The sequence below is a fragment of the Quadrisphaera granulorum genome (assembly GCF_003149145.1).
In the GTDB taxonomy this organism is placed as follows: domain Bacteria; phylum Actinomycetota; class Actinomycetes; order Actinomycetales; family Quadrisphaeraceae; genus Quadrisphaera; species Quadrisphaera granulorum.
This window is the reverse complement of sequence record NZ_QGDQ01000010.1, coordinates 68,567-83,833: the sequence shown is the minus strand read 5'-3', so window position 1 is coordinate 83,833 and position 15,267 is coordinate 68,567. Positions and strand designations below refer to the sequence as shown.

Genomic DNA, 15,267 nt, shown 5'->3' with positions numbered 1-15,267 from the left:
CACAGCGGCTGCGGGGTGCCGTGATCGGGGAGCCACACCGTGACCCAGCCCAGCAGCCAGCTCAACAGCCAGCTCAGTGCCACCCCCTCGACCGTGCTGCCCCAGCGCGGCTTCCGTCGTGCGGTGGTGACCGGCGGCGCGGGGTTCCTCGGCAGCCACCTGTGCGAGGAGCTGCTGGCCCGCGGCACCCAGGTGGTGTGCCTGGACTCCTTCCTCACCGGCGGGCCGGGCAACGTGGCGCACCTGGCGGAGCGGTATCCGTCGTCGCAGTTCCGGGTGGTGCGCTGCGACATCACCGACTTCGTGCACGTCCCGGGCGACGTCGACCTCGTCCTGCACTTCGCCTCGCCGGCCTCGCCGATCGACTACCTGCAGCTGCCCATCGAGACCCTCAAGGTCGGCGCGATCGGCACACTGCACGCGCTCGGGCTGGCTAAGGAGAAGGGCGCGCGGTTCCTGCTGGCGTCCACCAGCGAGGTCTACGGAGACCCGCAGGTGCACCCGCAGCCGGAGGACTACTGGGGCCACGTCAACCCGGTCGGCCCGCGCGGGGTGTATGACGAAGCCAAGCGGTACGGCGAAGCGATGACGACGGCGTACCGCACCACCCACGACGTCGACACCGCCATCGTCCGGATCTTCAACACCTACGGGCCGCGGATGCGCCCGCACGACGGCCGCGCCATCCCCACGTTCATCCGCCAGGCGCTCGCGGGGGAGCCGATCACGGTGGCCGGGGACGGGCTGCAGACGCGGTCGGTCTGCTACGTCGACGACCTGGTCCGCGGCATCCTCGCGCTGGCCGGCAGCGGCCACCCCGGCCCCGTCAACGTGGGCAACCCGCACGAGATGACCGTGAAGCAGATCGCCGAGGACGTCGTCGCCGCCACCGGCTCGCGCTCGCGGGTGGAGTTCGTGGAGCGTCCCGTCGACGACCCGCAGGTCCGCCGCCCCGACACCACGCTGGCGCGCACCGTGCTCGGCTGGGAGCCTCGGGTCCCGTGGCAGCAGGGGCTGGCGAGCACCGTCGACTTCTTCGCGGGGCTGCGGCAGGCCGCGTGAGCGCCGAGCTCGCCCAGGCTGTTGGGGACGACGAGCGCCCGCTGGTGGTGACCCTGGCTCTCGACGACGTCAGCCAGCAGCGCCTCGACGGGCTGCGCCGGGCGCACTTCCCCGCTGACCGCAACCACCTGCCCGCGCACGTGACGCTGTTCCACGCCCTGCCGGGGCGGCGCGTCCGCAGCGTGCGTCACCTGCTGGCGGACGCCGCGCAGGAGGTGGGGTCGTTCGACGTGCGTGTCGGCGAGGTCATGAGGCTGGGACGCGGCACCGCGCTGCGGCTCGCGTCCGGTGAGCTGGAGGCCCTGCACGCGCGGCTGCTGTCACGGCTGCGCACCGAACTCGGCGACGACGCACTCACCGCTCAGGACCGGCACCGGCTGCGCCCCCACGTCACCGTGCAGAACAAGGTCGACCCGGCGCGGGCGAGGGCGCTCGCTGAGCGGCTCGAGGTGGAGGTGAGCCCGTGGACGGCGCGCGCTGCCGCCCTGGAACTGTGGCGCTACGACGGTGGCCCGTGGTCGCCGGTGGAGACCCTCCACCTCCCCTCTCCGTGATCATGGAGAGGGGAGCGTGTTGATGGCGTGCGGCAGCACGCCCCACAGGTGCTGCACCGCGTAGGAGCGCCACGGCGCCCACGCCGCCGCCGCACGGTCCAGCGGCCGCGCGTCACCGGGCAGTCCGAGTACCCGCGCCGCCGCGAGCACGCCGAGGTCGCTCGCGAGGAACGCGTCGGTGTCACCGAGGGCGCGCATCGTCACCGTCTGCGCCGTCCACGGACCGATGCCCGGCAGCGCCAGCAGCTGGGCACGAGCCCGCGCCGGGTCGCCGCCGTCGTCGACGTGGCGCAGGTCGAGCGTGCCTCCTGCCAGCACCCGCGCGAGGTTCCGCAGCGTCTCGCGGCGCCGGACGGGCAGGGCGAGCAGGCGCGTCGCGTCGTCGTCGTCGAGAGCGGCCACGGATTCCGCGCTGGGGAACAGGCGCAGTCCGCTGGACCCGGCGCGTTCACCGAGGGCCGCCACGAGCCGCGCAGCGTGCGTGCGCGCCGCCGCCGTCGACACCTGCTGCCCGAGCACGGCGCGCAGCGCGATCTCCTCCGCGCTGGGGGCTCCGGGGCTGCGGCGCCCGGGGACGGCGCCGACCAGCGGCGCGAGCACGGGGTCGTGCGCCAGCGCCGCGTCGGGGAGGGCCGGGTCGAGGTCCAGGTCGAGCAGCCTCCGGCACAGCACGGCGGCCAGCGGCTCGTCGGCGGGGTCGGTGGTGGTGATCTCGGCGCGCACCGACGTCGCCTCCGGAGCTGGGACGTGGACGACGACGACGCCGGGCCCGCCCGGCAGGCGCAGGCTGCGCCGCAGCGCGCCGCCCCCCGTTGCCGGGCCGGCCGGCAGCCACTCCTCGACGCCGGGCACGGCCGTTGCCGCGAGGTGGCCGAAGAGCTGATCGGCGTGAAGCGGCGGCGTGAAGGGAAGGTCCACCGCTGAGAGCCTGCCAGCCGGGTGCGCGCTCGGCGAGGGTGGCGGAAGTCCATGATCACCGCTGGAGGGGTCGTGATCACGGGGAGGGGGTGGAGGCCGCGTAATCTGGGGGTATGGCCAGCACGTCCACGGCAGAGCACCCCGTCAGATCCGCCGCGGAGCTGGAGACCATGCGGGAGGCGGGCCGCGTCGTCGCCCTCGCCCTGCAGGCCGTCAAGGCTGCCGCGGTGCCCGGCGTGAAGCTGCGCGACCTCGACGACATCGCCAGGACGGCCCTGCACGAGGCCGGCGCCGAGAGCAGCTTCTTCGGCTACGCCCCGGCATGGGCGCCGACGCCGTACAAGGGCGTGCTGTGCCTGTCACCCAACGAGGTGGTGGTGCACGGCCCGCCGACGGGCCGCAAGGTGGCCGACGGTGACGTGCTGAGCATCGACTTCGGTGCCGCCGTCGACGGGTGGCACGGTGACGCGGCGATCACCGTCATCGCCGGGACCTCCACCGAGGAAGACCGTCGCCTCGTCGCGGCCACCGAGGAGGCGCTCGCGGCGGGCATCGCCGCTGCGGTGCCGGGCGCGACGCTGCTCGACGTCGCCACCGCCATCGACGCGGTGGCCAAGAAGCACGGCTTCGCGCACCTGCCCGACCATGGTGGCCACGGCATCGGCCGGGCCATGCACGAGGCGCCTTTTGTGCCCAACCAGCCGCTGGCGTGGTCGCAGGACGTGCGCCTGGAGGCCGGGCACACGATCGCCATCGAGCCGATGCTCCTGGCCGGCTCGCCGGAGTACCGCACGGCGCGCGACGGCTGGTCGGTGGTCACGCGTGACCGCCGCCGTGCGGCGCACGTGGAGCACACGGTGGCGGTCACGGACGACGGCCCCGTCGTCCTCACCGCCCCCTGATTCCCGCCCCCCTACCGCGACCAGGCGCTCGGCTGCGGTTCCCGGGCCGGTGAGGGGCAGGGGTCAGACGGCGGCGGCGCGCTCCAGCTGGTCGACAAGGCCCGACAGCTGCGCGACCACCTCGCGGGCCTGCGTCGGCGTCAGCCCCGTGGCCTGGCACACCTGGAACGGCACCACCTCGAGCTGCTCACCGAGCTCGCGCCCCTCGGCGGTCAGCGAGACCTCGACGCGGCGCTCGTCGTCCGTGGAGCGCGTGCGCGTCACCAGACCGCGCTCCGCCAGACGCGACAGCAGCGGCGAGAGCGTGCTCGACTCCAGGCCGAGCTCGTCCCCGACACCGCCGACCGTGAGGGTTCCCTCCTGGTGCAGCAGCGCGATGACGAGGTACTGCGGGTACGTGATGCCGTGAGCCGCGAGCAGCGGCCGGTACTGGGCCGTCATCGCCCGCGAGGCGCGATGCAGGGCTAGGCACAGCATCTCGCGGAGGGGGATCACGTGTGCCTCAGCGGTCTGCGTGGCAGCCTCGTCGGTCTGGTGCATCGGATCACGGTACCTGCGCGAGCGACGCTCGCGGTCTAGTCGGCCGCCGCCGCGGGGACGGCACCACGGGCGAGGATGGACGTGGTGGAGCGTCCGTCGAGGTACGGCAGCAGCACCACGCGGCCACCCCAGCTGCGCACGAGCGGCGCCTCGGGCAGCTCGGCGCCGCCGTAGTCACCGCCCTTGGCCCACACGTCCGGGCGCAGCTCGGCCAGTGCCGCGCGGGGGTCGTCCTCGGAGAAGACGACGACGGCGTCCACGCAGTCGAGCGCCGCGAGCACGCGGGCCCGGTCCACCTCGTCGTTGACGGGCCGGGTGGGGCCCTTGAGCCGGCGCACGGAGGAGTCGGCGTTGAGCAGGACGACGAGGGCGTCGCCCAGTCGGCGCGCTGCCTCCAGCGTGGCGACGTGCCCGGCGTGCAGCACGTCGAAGCAGCCGCCCGTGGCGACCACCGTGCCGCCGGTGGCGCGGACCCGGGCGACGACGTCGGCCGCGGTGCGCGGCGCTGCGATTCCGCCGTCGCCGGCCGCGGCGGCAGCATCGTCCAGGGAGGCGGCTTCTCGCTGCGCTGCGCGCCAGCCGGACGCCCCGCCCGCCGCGACCCACGCGGACGCGTCGGCGACGGCCGCCACGACGGCCTCGGACGGCACCCGGCCGCTGGCCAGCGACACCGCGGCGGACGCAGCGAACCTGTCGCCCGCGCCGCACGGGTCGCCGCCGGCCACCACAGCGGCCGGCGCGAACATCGCTTCGGTGCCGGGGGAGGCCAGCCACGCACCCTGCGCGCCGGTGGTCACCACCACACCGCGCACGCCCCATGTGGAGGCGAGGTGCTCGGCGAGGATGTCGGGCGAGGCACCGGCCACCGCGGGCGACGCCGCAGCGCGCGCCTCGGCGAGGTTCGGGGTGACCAGTGCGCAGCCGGGCACCGGAACGCCACCGCGGGGGTGTGGGTCCCACACGACGGGCACCCGGCGGGCGACATCGGTCAGCGCGGCGCGCACCACCGGGTCGCGGGTGGTGCCCGCCCCGTAGTCGCTGACCAGCACGACGTCGGCCTGAGCCAGCACCGCGGTGAGCTGGGCGGCGTCGACGTCGGTGGGGGTGCCGGGGCCGCCCTCGTCGAGGCGGACCAGCGACTGGCCGGCCACCCTGACGCGGGTCTTGGTGCGGGTGCCACCGGCGTGACCGAGATGAAGCACCTCCACCCCGCCGTCGGCTCCGGCGAAGCCGGTCAGGGCGTCGCGCAGGCGGCGGCCCGCGTCGTCGTCGGCGACCGGGGCGACCAGCGTGGTCTGGGCGAGACCCGCCACCAGCAGCGCGGTGAGCCCGGCGCCGCCGGGGCTCTCGTCGACGCCGTGCAGGTCGACGACAGGCACGGGCGCGTCGGGTGCCACCCGGTCGCTGCGCCCGAGGAGGTCCCTGTCGAGCACGGCGTCACCGACGACGACGACGCGCGGCCGCGGCCGGCGCGCTCCCGCGGCGCGAGGGCGGCGGTCGGCGGGAGTGCGGAGGTCGAGCGGTTCCGAGGTCACCGCCGGTGCTGCAACAGCGGTAGCCGGGGCGGGCGTCTCCGCGATCTTCGCCGTCGCAGTGGTGCCCAGCAGGTGCGCATCGACGGCGGCGCACAGCGCGTGCACGGCCACGAGGTGGCCCTCCTGCACCGCCGACGTCGACGCACCGGGCGCGCCGACGCGCAGCACGTCGTCACTGGCCTCGCCGAGCGGGCTGACGCCGGGGCCGGTGAGCGCCCACACCCGCAGCCCGGCGCGGCGACCGGCCTGAGCGGCGCGCACGACGTTCTCGCTGCGTCCCGACGTCGAGAGCAGCAGCAGCACGTCACCGGGGCGGCCGTGGGCCTGCACCTGGCGCGCGAAGACCTCGGCGGCGCCGTAGTCGTTGCCGATGGCGGTCGTGGAGGACGTCTCGGCGTGCAGGGCGATGGCCGACAGCGGCCGGCGCTCGGCGACGAACCTGCCGACCAGCTCGGCCGTGAGGTGCTGCGCCTCGGCGGCGCTGCCGCCATTGCCGGCCGCGAGCAGGCGACCGCCACCGCCGAGGACGGCGGCGAGGTGGCGGCCCCACGCGTTGAGCTGCTCCGCCGCACCGAGCAGCCCGCCGAGGGTCGCCTCGACCTCACCGCGGTGGGCGGTGAGCCAGTCAGCCGCGGGGGTGGGGTCCATGCCGTGGTCGGGAGCGTCCGTGGTGCTCACACCGCCTCCTGCTCGTCGAAGTGCAGCGCCGAGGCACCCATCACCGACGGCACCCGGCGGGTGGGAGTGGTCGAGGGCATTGGCGCAGATCGCCGGGCAGAGCCCCGCTGCGCTCGACCGTAAGCGTCCTCGGTCGATGCCGCCACGCGGTCCCAGCCGTAGTGCGCGACGGCCCGTCGTCGTCCTGCTCGTCCCCAGCGGCGGCGACGGGCCGGGTCGTCGAGGAGGTCACGGATGACGGCGGCGAGCGCGGCGGTGTCACGCGGTTCCACGAGCGCGCCGGTGGCGCCCTCGGTGACGGTGTCGAGAAGGCCGCCCACCGCCGTACCGACCACCGGGAGGCCGCACGCCATGGCCTCCAGGGGGGCGATGCCGAACGGCTCGTACCAGGGCACGTTGACGGACACATCGGCCGAGCGCAGCAGCCGGGGCACGTCGGGCTGCTCCACCTGACCCACGAGCAGCAGCCGGTCGGCCACGCCCAGCGAGCGCGCAACACTGCGCAAACGCACGGCCTCGGGGTCGAGGTGCAGCTCGTGCGGCGGGGGACCGCCGGCCACCACGAGCTCGACGTCGGGCAGCACGGCGAGGGCCCGGACGGCGGTCTCGACGCCCTTGCGCTCCACGAGCCGGCCGACACTCACCATGCGGAACCGGGGGCTGCCGGCGGCGCGCGGCTCGGCGAGCCCGTCGGGGGTGAAGTGCTGGACGTCCACCCCGCACGGCACCACCGCGGGGCGGCGCCGCGGCGTGGCCAGGGCGTCCAGTTCGGCCACCTCGTCGCGGCAGGTCGCCACCACCAGGTCGACGTCGCGGACCAGCGACGCCTCCAGTGCGACGCGCTGCGGCGGGGAAGTGTCGTGGTCGCCCTGGTGGCGACGCTTCACCGACCCGAGCGCGTGGAAGGTCTGCACCACGGGCACACCGAGCGCGCGGCCCGCCTCCAGCGACGCCAGGCCGGACATCCAGAAGTGGCCGTGCACGACATCGGGCCGTCTGCCGCCGAGCCCTCTGCCGCCCCGGGGAGACCAGGCGCGCTGCAGCCACGCGGCGAACGCCGGCATCCACGGCAGCAGGTCGTCCTTGGGTACCGGCCGGGCGGGTCCGGCGTCGACGTGGACCACCTCCACGCCCGGTCCCATGGCCACGCGCGGTGGCAGGTCCGGCGCGTCGCGGCGCGTGTACACCTCCACCTCGTGTCCACGGGCGGCCAGCGCCTGCGCCAGTGCGGCGACGTGCACGTTCTGGCCGCCGGCGTCGACCCCTCCGAGGACGGCCAGCGGGCTGGCGTGCTCGGAGACCATCGCGATCCTCATGCGGTGTCTCCTGGGTAGAGCCAGGAGGGGCCGTGGGTTCGACCCCGGGGGCCTACTGCTGGACCCCGGCGCCTCCCGTGATGTCGTCGAGGACGTCGTCCCAGTCGGCAAGGAAGCGCGCCAGCCCGAAGCGGCGCAGAGCGTGCTCGCGGGCGGCCAGCCCACGCTCTCGCGCTTCGGCGGGGTCGGCCAGCCAGCGCTGCGCCGTCCGCTCCAGCGCGGCGGGATCCGTGCTCAGGAACCCCGCCTCCGGCGGCACCGACTCCGGCGCCGCCGTGGTCGCCAGGGCCAGCACGGGCAGCCCCATCGTCATGGCCTCCACGAGCGCCAGCCCGAGGCTCGTCCACCGATAGGGGTGGAAGTACGCGCGGTGGCGGGCCACCTCGGCGTGCATCCGTGCCTGCGGCAGGTCCTCGTGGAGGTGTCCGGCGAGGTGGGGCGCCGCCTGCTGCAGCGCATCCATCCCCATGCCGTACACGTCCAGCGGCACCCGCCGGGCGAGGTCCACCACGAGGTCGGTGCCGGCCACGCGCCAGCGGCGCACCGGCTCGTTGACCACCACGGCGAGCGAGGCGCGCTCCCCGGTGGCGAGGTGCCCGGGGTCGACGACGCCGTGCTCGACCACCCGGGTCGGGGCGTCGCCGCAGTCCCACATGAGTGCGTTGAAGTGCGTGACGTGCACCACGGGGACGGGCACCGGCCGCCCACCGCTGCCGTCGTCGTCGTGCACCAGACCCCCGGCGAGGGGGTGGCGGGAGCGGACGGCGTGCTCGCGGGGGGAGTCGTGCTCGACGTAGACGGCGGCCACGTCGACCCCGGCCCGCAGCCCCGTCCACTCCCGGAGCAGCGCCGCCTCGTGGGGGCGTTGGAGGACAACGACGTCGGGGCGCACGTCGCCACCCCCCGTCGCCGACGCCCCGAGCTGCTCGGGCGTGACCTCGCGCACGGAAGCCGGCCAGTCCCAGGTGCGGGCGCGGCCGCGTCCGTCGGGGCCGCGGTCGGGGAGCACGGGCACGAGGTAGGTGTGGCGACCCTGCACGAAAGCCGTCGTCCACGAGCCGTGGACGTGCCAGATCAGCACCCTCAGGGGTCGCGCGCCGCCCCTCACAGCGCCTGACCTGCCTCGACGCGGATCGGTCGCGCGGGAGCAGGCACGGGCACGCGTCCGGAGGCGAGGTCCGCCACGGCCGCCACGACGGCCTGCGGGGAGACGTCGAGACACGGGTGGGCCGTGCCGTCACCGACCGGACAGCGCTGGGCGCGCGTGAGGCGGCAGGGGGCGTCGAGGTCACCGAGGATGACGACCGGCACCCCGAACGGCGCCCACCGCTCCACGGGCATCACCGCGGAGAACAGGCTGGCCACCGGGGTGCCGACCGCCGCGGCGAGGTGCGCGGGACCGGTGTTGCCGACGACGACGACGTCCGCGGCGTCCAGCAGCGCGGCCAGCTCTGCGAGGGATGTGCGACCGCCGGAGTCGACGGCGCCCGGTGCCGCCGCCGCGACGCGGCCCGTGAGCTCCACCTCGCCCGGGCCGCCGGTCACCACCACGTGGTGCCCGGCCTCGACGAGGGCGCGGGTGGCGCGGGCGACGACGTCGGGCCGGGCCGCGCGCGCCGGCACCGAGGCGCCCGGGTGAACGACCACCAGCGCACCCTGCTGACCGGCGCCCTGACCAGTGGCGGCCGACGGGCCGCGCTCCAGGAGCCAGGCCGGAACCTCCGGCAGCGGGCGGCGCAGGGCCATCCGCGGGTCGTCCGGGATGGCACGGCCACTGGCGGCGACCAGCCCGAGGCTCGCGATCACCTCGTGCTCGCCGCCGGTGCCGTCAGGGTTGCCGGGGCGCTTGTGTCGCAGGTCGAGCAGGGAGCCGGGGTAGTCGTCGCTGGCGGCGATGACGCGGGGCACCCCCGCCAGCCGGGCGATGAGCGCCATCGGCAGCGGGCTCTGGTGGAAGGACGTGAAGACGACCACCTCGTCGTAGGAGCGCTGGCGCAGCTGCTCGACGAGGGCGGTGAGCGCCTCGGCGTCCGGGGCCGGAGGCTGGTAGCCCGACCACGGGACGTCGGCGACGAGCACCTCGTCGATGCCGGGCAGCAGGCGCGCGGCGCCCGCGCCGCCGGGCGCGGCGAGCAGGTCGAGCTGCTCGACCTCGGTGCCGCGCGGGCCGCACCGCAGGGCGGCGATGGCGGGGCCTGTCATGAGGACGTCGCCGTCGCTGTCCAGGCGGACGGCGAGCACGCGCCTCGGGTCCTGCTGGGGGTCTTGCTGGGGGTCCTGCTGGGTGGCGCTCATGCGGTCCTTCCGGACGTCGAGGGGCGGGTCCGGGCGCCGAGCAGCAGGTCGACGGCGCTGGTCAGGTCGGTGGTCACCCCGAGCACGGGGCCGCCGCTGGCGGCCGCGGCGCGCGCCGCGGTGACTTCGGTGGAGCGTGTCACGGGCGTCGGGACGAGCACCCCTCGAGCGCCGGCGGCCACCGCGGCGCCCACGTCGGCGGCGATGTCCCCGACCACCGCGACGCGCGAGGTGGGCACCCCGAGCAGCCGGGCGGCCTCGAGCACCATCCCGGGGCCGGGTTTGCGGCACGCGCACGCCCCCTCGAGACGGTCGGGGCCGTGCGGACAGGTCATCACCACGTCGAGCCCGCCCACCTGGCGGACCACCTCGGCGGTGACGGCGTCGGCCGCATCGCGCGTGATGATCCCGCGGGCGATGCCGGACTGGTTGGTGACCAGGCCGGTCCGCAGCCCGGCTGCCCGCACGCGGTCGAGCGCCTCGACGGCGCCGTCGACGAGGCGCACCTGCGCGGGGTCGCCGTTGTAGGGGACGTCGTGCACGAGCGTGCCGTCCCGGTCGAAGAGGACGGCGGCCAGCGGCTCGTCGCGCTGCGCGGCCGGCCACGGCGCCGGTGGCCGGGCGCCCGGCCGGTGCCAGCGCCACAGCGCGGCCAGCCGGTGCCGGACGGCGGCCACCGGGATCGCGGCCGACGTCACCACCATCCGGCGCACCTCGGCGGCGTCGCGCGGACCGGGGGCGATGCGCCGCCACGCGAAGTCGGCGGTGAGCCCCACCCACGCCAGGGCGCCGAGCGCCGCGGTGCGGCGCCGCCCCGCCAGCGCACCGAGACCCGCGAGGGCCAGCGCCGCCGTCGTCGCGACGTGCCAGCGCAGCCGCCCGGGCGGGGCCTGCGCATCGCGACGCCACGTCGGGCCGTGCAGGGCCGCCATGAGCACGTCGTCGGCGTTGCCGCGCTGCACGCGCAGGCTCACGAGGTCGTCCGCGGGGCGCACGGGGTGCACCGCAGTGCGCTCACCGCGCACCAGCGACCAGCCGGCGCGCTCGACGCGCAGGGCGAGGTCGGCGTCCTCCCGGTAGGCCCGGGGGAACCGCTCGTCGAACCCGCCCACGGCCACGAGCGCGTCGAGGCGGTAGGCCATGTCCGCGGTCGCCCACGCCGCGTGCTGCAGGCCGGCGGTGCCGCGCTCCCAGTCCGTCGGCCGCCGACCGGCGGGCAGCGGCACGAGCAGGCGCCCCTGCGACCCGCCGACAGGCCGACCGCCCGCGCCGCCGTCCCCGTCCGCGGCAGCGAGGTCAGCGCGCAGCTCGCGCGACCACGCCGGCGGCAGCTCGACGTCGTCGTCGACGAAAGCCACCCACATCAGGCCGTCGACGCGGGCGGCGGCGGTGCGCCACCCGAGGTTGCGGGCGGCCGCCGGGCCGCGGCCGCCCGAGCGCACCATCACCAGCTCGACGCCATCGAGCGCCAGGGACGGCCGCAGCGCTGTCGGTCCGGAGCCGCCGTCGGTGAGCTGTCGGTCGTCGACGACGACGACGAGCGCCGGGCGGCAGCCGCTGTCGCCGTCGCCGTCGCCGTCCTGATGAGCGAGAGAGTCGAGCAGCACCTGCAGGCTGGGGCGGCCGACCGACGGGACGACCACCGCCCAGCGCGGGCCGCCACCACCGGGTGTCACGAGGCGAACAGCGACTGCCGGCGCACGAGGTGCGGACCGAGGACCAGCACGTCGACGGGGGCGGACCCGAACAGCTCGAGCGCGTCGCGGGGGTCGTCGACCATGGGACGGCCGGCGGTGTTGAGACTGGTGTTGACGACGACGGGCAGGCCGGTGCGCTTCTCGAAAGCGGTGATGAGCGCGTGGACGCCGGGGTTCGCGCTCTCGTCCTCACCGACGGTGCCGTTGCTGACGGTCTGGATGCGGGCCGTGCCGTCGACGTGCGTCACGGCAGGGATCCTCTCGCGCCACTCGGCCTTCACGTCGTGGACGAAGAGCATGTACGGGCTGGGGAACGGCCCGTTCTCGAAGACGTCGGTGGCGCGCTCGGCCAGCACCATCGGGGCGATGGGGCGGAACTGCTCGCGGCCCTTGACGTCGTTCATCCGCTCGACGTTGTGCGCGTGGCCGGGGTGGGCGATGAGGGAGCGGCGGCCCAGGGCACGCGGTCCGAACTCGCTGCGCCCGTCGAACCACGCCACCACGCCGTCGGCGGCGAGCACGTCGGCGACCTGTTCGGCCAGCGCCTCGCGGCTGCCGGGCGTGGTGTACGGCACCTTGGCGGCGCCCAGCCAGTCGGCGAGCTGCTCGTCGCTCCACTCGCGGCCCAGCGCGGCGGTGCCCATGGGGCGGATCGCGTCGCCGTGCTCGGCGGCCACCTGCAGCGCGGCGCCCAGGGCCGTGCCGGAGTCTCCGGCGGCCGGCTGCACCCAGACCCGCTCGAACGGGGTGCGCTGCCAGATCTTCGTGTTGGCCAAGCAGTTCAGCGCGGTGCCCCCGGCCATGGTGAGCAGGGTGTCGCCGGTCTGTGCGTGCAGCCAGACCGCGAGGTCGACGAGGACCTCCTCGGTGAGCGCCTGGACGGAGGCCGCGAGGTCGGCGTGCTCCTGCGGCAGCTCTGCGCCGGCGGCCTCGGCGGGCGTGCGCCGGGGTGCGAAGCGTGTCCAGTCGGGCTCGGTGGCCACGAACCGGCCGTCGCCGGTGGCGTGCACGTGCTCGCGCAGCGCCTCGAGGTGGCGCGGCGTGCCGTAGGACGCCATCGCCATGACCTTGAACTCGTCGGAGGATCGCAGGAAGCCCAGGTGGTCGGTGAGCGACTCATAGACGAGCCCCAGGGAGTGCGGCAGCTCCGTGGTGGCGAGCACCTCGAGCTTGCCGTCGACGTAGCGGCCCGCCAGGTGGCTGCCGCGCTCGCCGCGCCCGTCCAGCACGAGCACGCTGCCCGTGGTCGACGGACCCGCCAGGCCTGAGCTCGCCGCGTGCGCGACGTGGTGAGGGACGAACACGACCTTGCCCCGATCCACTCCCGGCAGCGCCGTCGCGAGAAACCCGGCGGCGCGCTGGGCGTACGTGGTGCGCAGGTGGTCCCACGGGTCGCGCAGGCCGCGCTCGTGCCCCTCCTCCTCGGACAGCGCCATCGACGGGTCGTAGCCGTAGGCGACGGCGTCGAGGTCGCCGGGCGTCAGGCCCGCGTGCTCCAGACACCAGCGCATGGCCAGCTCGGGCAGCTCCCACGCGGAGAACGGCACCGGACGCTTGCCGTGCTTGCGGCGGGAGAAGCGCTCCTCCTCCGCGGCGGCCACCACGACGCCGTCCACCACGAGCGCGGCGGAGGAGTCGTGGAAGATCGCGTTGACGCCCAACACCTTCATGGTGACAAGACCTTCATGGTGAGCTGTCTAGGGCAGGCCGGAGCACCTCGAAAGTCGATCACGCGTGCGACGCGCTCGCAGCGCGCGCACGCCCACCGGCCGGTAGACAGGTCCGGTGAGCACCAGCACCACCTCCCTCCTGGCCACCGGATGCTGGCTGGACGGTGAGCCCGTCGAGGCCGCAGGCAGGTCCCTGCCGCTGGTCGACCCCGCCACGGGCGAGCCGTCCGGAGAGGTCCGCTGCGCCACTCCGGACCAGGTGGAGGCGGCGCTCGCCGGCGCCCGCGCCGCCCGCCGCGGCTGGAGGACGACGACGCCGGGCGCCCGCGCCGCCGCGCTGCGGGCCGCCGCCGCGTCCGTCCGTGAGAACGCTGACGCCCTCGGTGACCTTCTCGTCGCCACCACCGGCCGGCTCGTCGGACAGGCTCGCGGGTCCGCCGTCGTCGCTGCCGAACTGCTCGAGGAGGCCGCCACCACCGCCGTGCTCGACGCCGGCCGCTCCCTGGCGGGGTCGTCGGGCGCCATCGACGTGGTGCGGCGCGAGCCGCGCGGCACCGTCGCCGTCATCACGCCGTGGAACGACCCGTTCCCCGCGGCCGCCGGGCTGCTCGCCGCGGCGCTCGTGGCCGGCAACACCGTGGTGCACAAGCCGTCGGAGCGCTCCAGCGCCCCGGGCGCCGCGATGGCCGCGCTCATCGCCGCGGCCCTGCCGCCGGGGGTGCTCCAGGTGGTCACCGGCGACGGCGAGGTGGGCGAAGCCCTGGTCGCCGACGACCGCGTCGACGTCGTCGCCCAGGTCGGCTCCACCGCCACCGGGCGGCGGATCGGCGCCGTCACCGGCGCTCGCGGCGCGATCGCGCTGCTGGAGAACGGCGGCAAGGACCCGTTACTGGTCGATGCTGGCGTCGACCCCGCCTGGGCCGCCGCGCAGATCGCCGCGGGCGCCTTCACCAACACCGGCCAGCTGTGCACGTCCGTGGAGCGCGTCTACCTGCACGCCGACGTCGCCGACGCTGTCCTCGACGAGCTCGTGGAGCTGGCCCGCGGCGTCGTCGTCGCCGACCCCACCGACACGACCAGCGAGCTGGGACCGCTCGTCGACGAGCGGCAGCTCGCCCTGGTCTCCTCGCACGTCGAGGGCGCGCTCGCGGCCGGGGCGAAGGCCCTCGCCGGTGGGGAGCGGCTGGACCGGCCCGGGTCCTGGTACCCGCCGACGGTGCTCGTCGGCTGCACCGACGACATGGACGTCATGACCGAGGAGACCTTCGGACCCGTGGCCGCCGTGCGGGTGGTGGAGTCGTGGGAGGAGGGCCTGTGCCTGGCCGGCTCGGGCGCCTACGGCCTCGCGGCGACCGTGCTCACACCCGACACGGCCCACGCGCTGCAGGCCGCGGACGAGCTGGAGGTCGGCACGGTCAAGGTCAACGCCGTGTGGGGCGGGGCGCCCGGCGGATCGGCGGACCCGCGCCGCTCCTCCGGGCGCGGCCGCGGCTACGGACCCGACCTGATCGGGGAGCTCACGGCGCTGAAGGCGGTGCATCTGGAGCCGGCACCAGCGGTCCGGGGCCGAGCGTGACGCCCTCCAGCTCCAGCAGGCGGCGCTTGACGTCCACCCCACCCGCGTAGCCGGTGATCTTGCCGCCGGAGCCGACCACCCGGTGGCACGGGACGACGAGCGAGTGCGGGTTGCGCCCCACGGCCTGCCCGACGGCGCGTACCGCGGTCGGCTTGCCGATGGCCGCGGCCACCTCGCCGTAGGTCCGGGTCTCGCCCCGCGGGATGGCGGCGATCTGCGCCCACACGGCGCGCTGGAGGTCGGTGGCGGCTGGGACCGCGGCCGAGCTCAGCGGTACCTCGAGGACGTCGGTCTCGCCGCGCAGGTAGCCGAGGACGGCCGAGGTGACGGTGGCGATCTGCGGGTCGTCGGGGTCGGCGCAGCTGCCGAGTGCGGCCGGTCGCGGGGCGGGGGTGTGCCCGTCGGCGTAGTAGAGGCCGGCGAGGGCGCCGTCGTCGTCGACGACCACCACCAGCGGGCCGAGAGGTGAGTCCGTGCGGGCGTGCCGCAGCCCGTTCATCGAGGTCTGAGCCATGCGCCCACCC

General features: G+C 75.8%; 13 protein-coding genes. 4 read left to right on the top strand and 9 right to left on the bottom strand.

Features of this window, described 5'->3' with window-relative positions; translation table 11 throughout:
• Window positions 1-93 precede the first annotated feature (93 nt).
• Together BXY45_RS09630 and BXY45_RS09625 are read left to right on the top strand one after the other, a co-directional pair.
• Window positions 94-1,062: an NAD-dependent epimerase/dehydratase family protein gene (locus BXY45_RS09630; RefSeq protein ID WP_109774174.1), complete on the top strand. Its 969-nt coding sequence runs from the start codon at window positions 94-96 to the stop codon at window positions 1,060-1,062.
• A complete protein-coding gene (locus tag BXY45_RS09625) occupies window positions 1,059-1,616 on the top strand; it encodes a 2'-5' RNA ligase family protein (RefSeq protein ID WP_109774114.1) in 558 nt (185 codons plus the stop codon). The genes BXY45_RS09630 and BXY45_RS09625 overlap by 4 nt, the downstream gene beginning before the upstream one ends.
• On the opposite strand, the gene BXY45_RS09620 is transcribed toward BXY45_RS09625, so the two are convergent.
• Window positions 1,617-2,534, bottom strand: coding sequence for a DNA-3-methyladenine glycosylase 2 (locus BXY45_RS09620; RefSeq protein WP_211319410.1), 918 nt, complete (start codon window positions 2,532-2,534; stop codon window positions 1,617-1,619).
• Window positions 2,535-2,647: 113 nt separating this feature from the next.
• On the opposite strand from BXY45_RS09620, the gene map reads away from it, so the two are divergent.
• Complete coding sequence (gene map, locus BXY45_RS09615; protein WP_109774112.1) at window positions 2,648-3,436, top strand: type I methionyl aminopeptidase; 789 nt, start codon at window positions 2,648-2,650, stop codon at window positions 3,434-3,436.
• Between the two features lie 63 nt (window positions 3,437-3,499).
• Here map and BXY45_RS09610 read toward each other — a convergent pair whose 3' ends face one another.
• From BXY45_RS09610 to BXY45_RS09575, 7 genes are read right to left on the bottom strand one after another with little or no spacing between them, the layout of a single operon-like run.
• Window positions 3,500-3,976: a MarR family winged helix-turn-helix transcriptional regulator gene (locus BXY45_RS09610; protein ID WP_109774111.1), complete on the bottom strand. Its 477-nt coding sequence runs from the start codon at window positions 3,974-3,976 to the stop codon at window positions 3,500-3,502.
• A 35-nt stretch (window positions 3,977-4,011) separates the two neighbouring features.
• Window positions 4,012-6,189, bottom strand: coding sequence for a PfkB family carbohydrate kinase (locus tag BXY45_RS09605; protein ID WP_211319409.1), 2,178 nt, complete (start codon window positions 6,187-6,189; stop codon window positions 4,012-4,014).
• Window positions 6,186-7,505 carry a glycosyltransferase gene (locus BXY45_RS09595; RefSeq protein ID WP_109774110.1) on the bottom strand — a complete coding sequence of 440 codons (1,320 nt, stop codon included), beginning with the start codon at window positions 7,503-7,505 and terminating at the stop codon, window positions 6,186-6,188. Before BXY45_RS09595 ends, BXY45_RS09605 begins: the two co-directional genes overlap by 4 nt.
• 52 nt (window positions 7,506-7,557) lie before the next feature.
• Entirely contained in the window at window positions 7,558-8,592 is a 1,035-nt protein-coding gene (locus tag BXY45_RS09590) for a glycosyltransferase (protein WP_109774170.1), read from the bottom strand.
• A gap of 17 nt (window positions 8,593-8,609) precedes the next feature.
• Window positions 8,610-9,800: a glycosyltransferase family 9 protein gene (locus BXY45_RS09585; protein WP_109774109.1), complete on the bottom strand. Its 1,191-nt coding sequence runs from the start codon at window positions 9,798-9,800 to the stop codon at window positions 8,610-8,612.
• A complete protein-coding gene (locus BXY45_RS09580; RefSeq protein WP_109774108.1) occupies window positions 9,797-11,476 on the bottom strand; it encodes an HAD-IIIA family hydrolase in 1,680 nt (559 codons plus the stop codon). The genes BXY45_RS09585 and BXY45_RS09580 overlap by 4 nt, the downstream gene beginning before the upstream one ends.
• Window positions 11,473-13,167 (bottom strand): carbamoyltransferase family protein, encoded by a 1,695-nt coding sequence (locus BXY45_RS09575; RefSeq protein ID WP_109774107.1) that lies wholly within the window; start codon window positions 13,165-13,167, stop codon window positions 11,473-11,475. The genes BXY45_RS09580 and BXY45_RS09575 overlap by 4 nt, the downstream gene beginning before the upstream one ends.
• A gap of 115 nt (window positions 13,168-13,282) precedes the next feature.
• Here BXY45_RS09575 and BXY45_RS09570 point away from each other — a divergent pair, with 115 nt between their 5' ends.
• Window positions 13,283-14,743, top strand: a complete 1,461-nt coding sequence (locus BXY45_RS09570) for an aldehyde dehydrogenase family protein (RefSeq protein WP_218566913.1) — start codon at window positions 13,283-13,285, stop codon at window positions 14,741-14,743.
• Here BXY45_RS09570 and BXY45_RS09565 read toward each other — a convergent pair.
• The gene (locus tag BXY45_RS09565) at window positions 14,685-15,257 is read right to left on the bottom strand and encodes a methylated-DNA--[protein]-cysteine S-methyltransferase (RefSeq protein WP_211319408.1); all 573 of its coding nucleotides are present in this window, start codon (window positions 15,255-15,257) and stop codon (window positions 14,685-14,687) included. The genes BXY45_RS09570 and BXY45_RS09565 overlap by 59 nt on opposite strands.
• Between the last annotated feature and the right edge of the window lie 10 nt (window positions 15,258-15,267).

Bases quoted from the DNA above. Each gene is read 5' to 3' on its own strand.
- map (WP_109774112.1), top strand. From the start codon at position 2,648: ATGGCCAGCACGTCCACGGCAGAGCACCCCGTCAGATCCGCCGCGGAG.
- BXY45_RS09610 (WP_109774111.1), bottom strand. From the start codon at position 3,976: ATGCACCAGACCGACGAGGCTGCCACGCAGACCGCTGAGGCACACGTG.
- BXY45_RS09595 (WP_109774110.1), bottom strand. From the start codon at position 7,505: ATGAGGATCGCGATGGTCTCCGAGCACGCCAGCCCGCTGGCCGTCCTC.
- BXY45_RS09585 (WP_109774109.1), bottom strand. From the start codon at position 9,800: ATGAGCGCCACCCAGCAGGACCCCCAGCAAGACCCCCAGCAGGACCCG.
- BXY45_RS09575 (WP_109774107.1), bottom strand. From the start codon at position 13,167: ATGAAGGTGTTGGGCGTCAACGCGATCTTCCACGACTCCTCCGCCGCG.
- BXY45_RS09565 (WP_211319408.1), bottom strand. From the start codon at position 15,257: ATGGCTCAGACCTCGATGAACGGGCTGCGGCACGCCCGCACGGACTCA.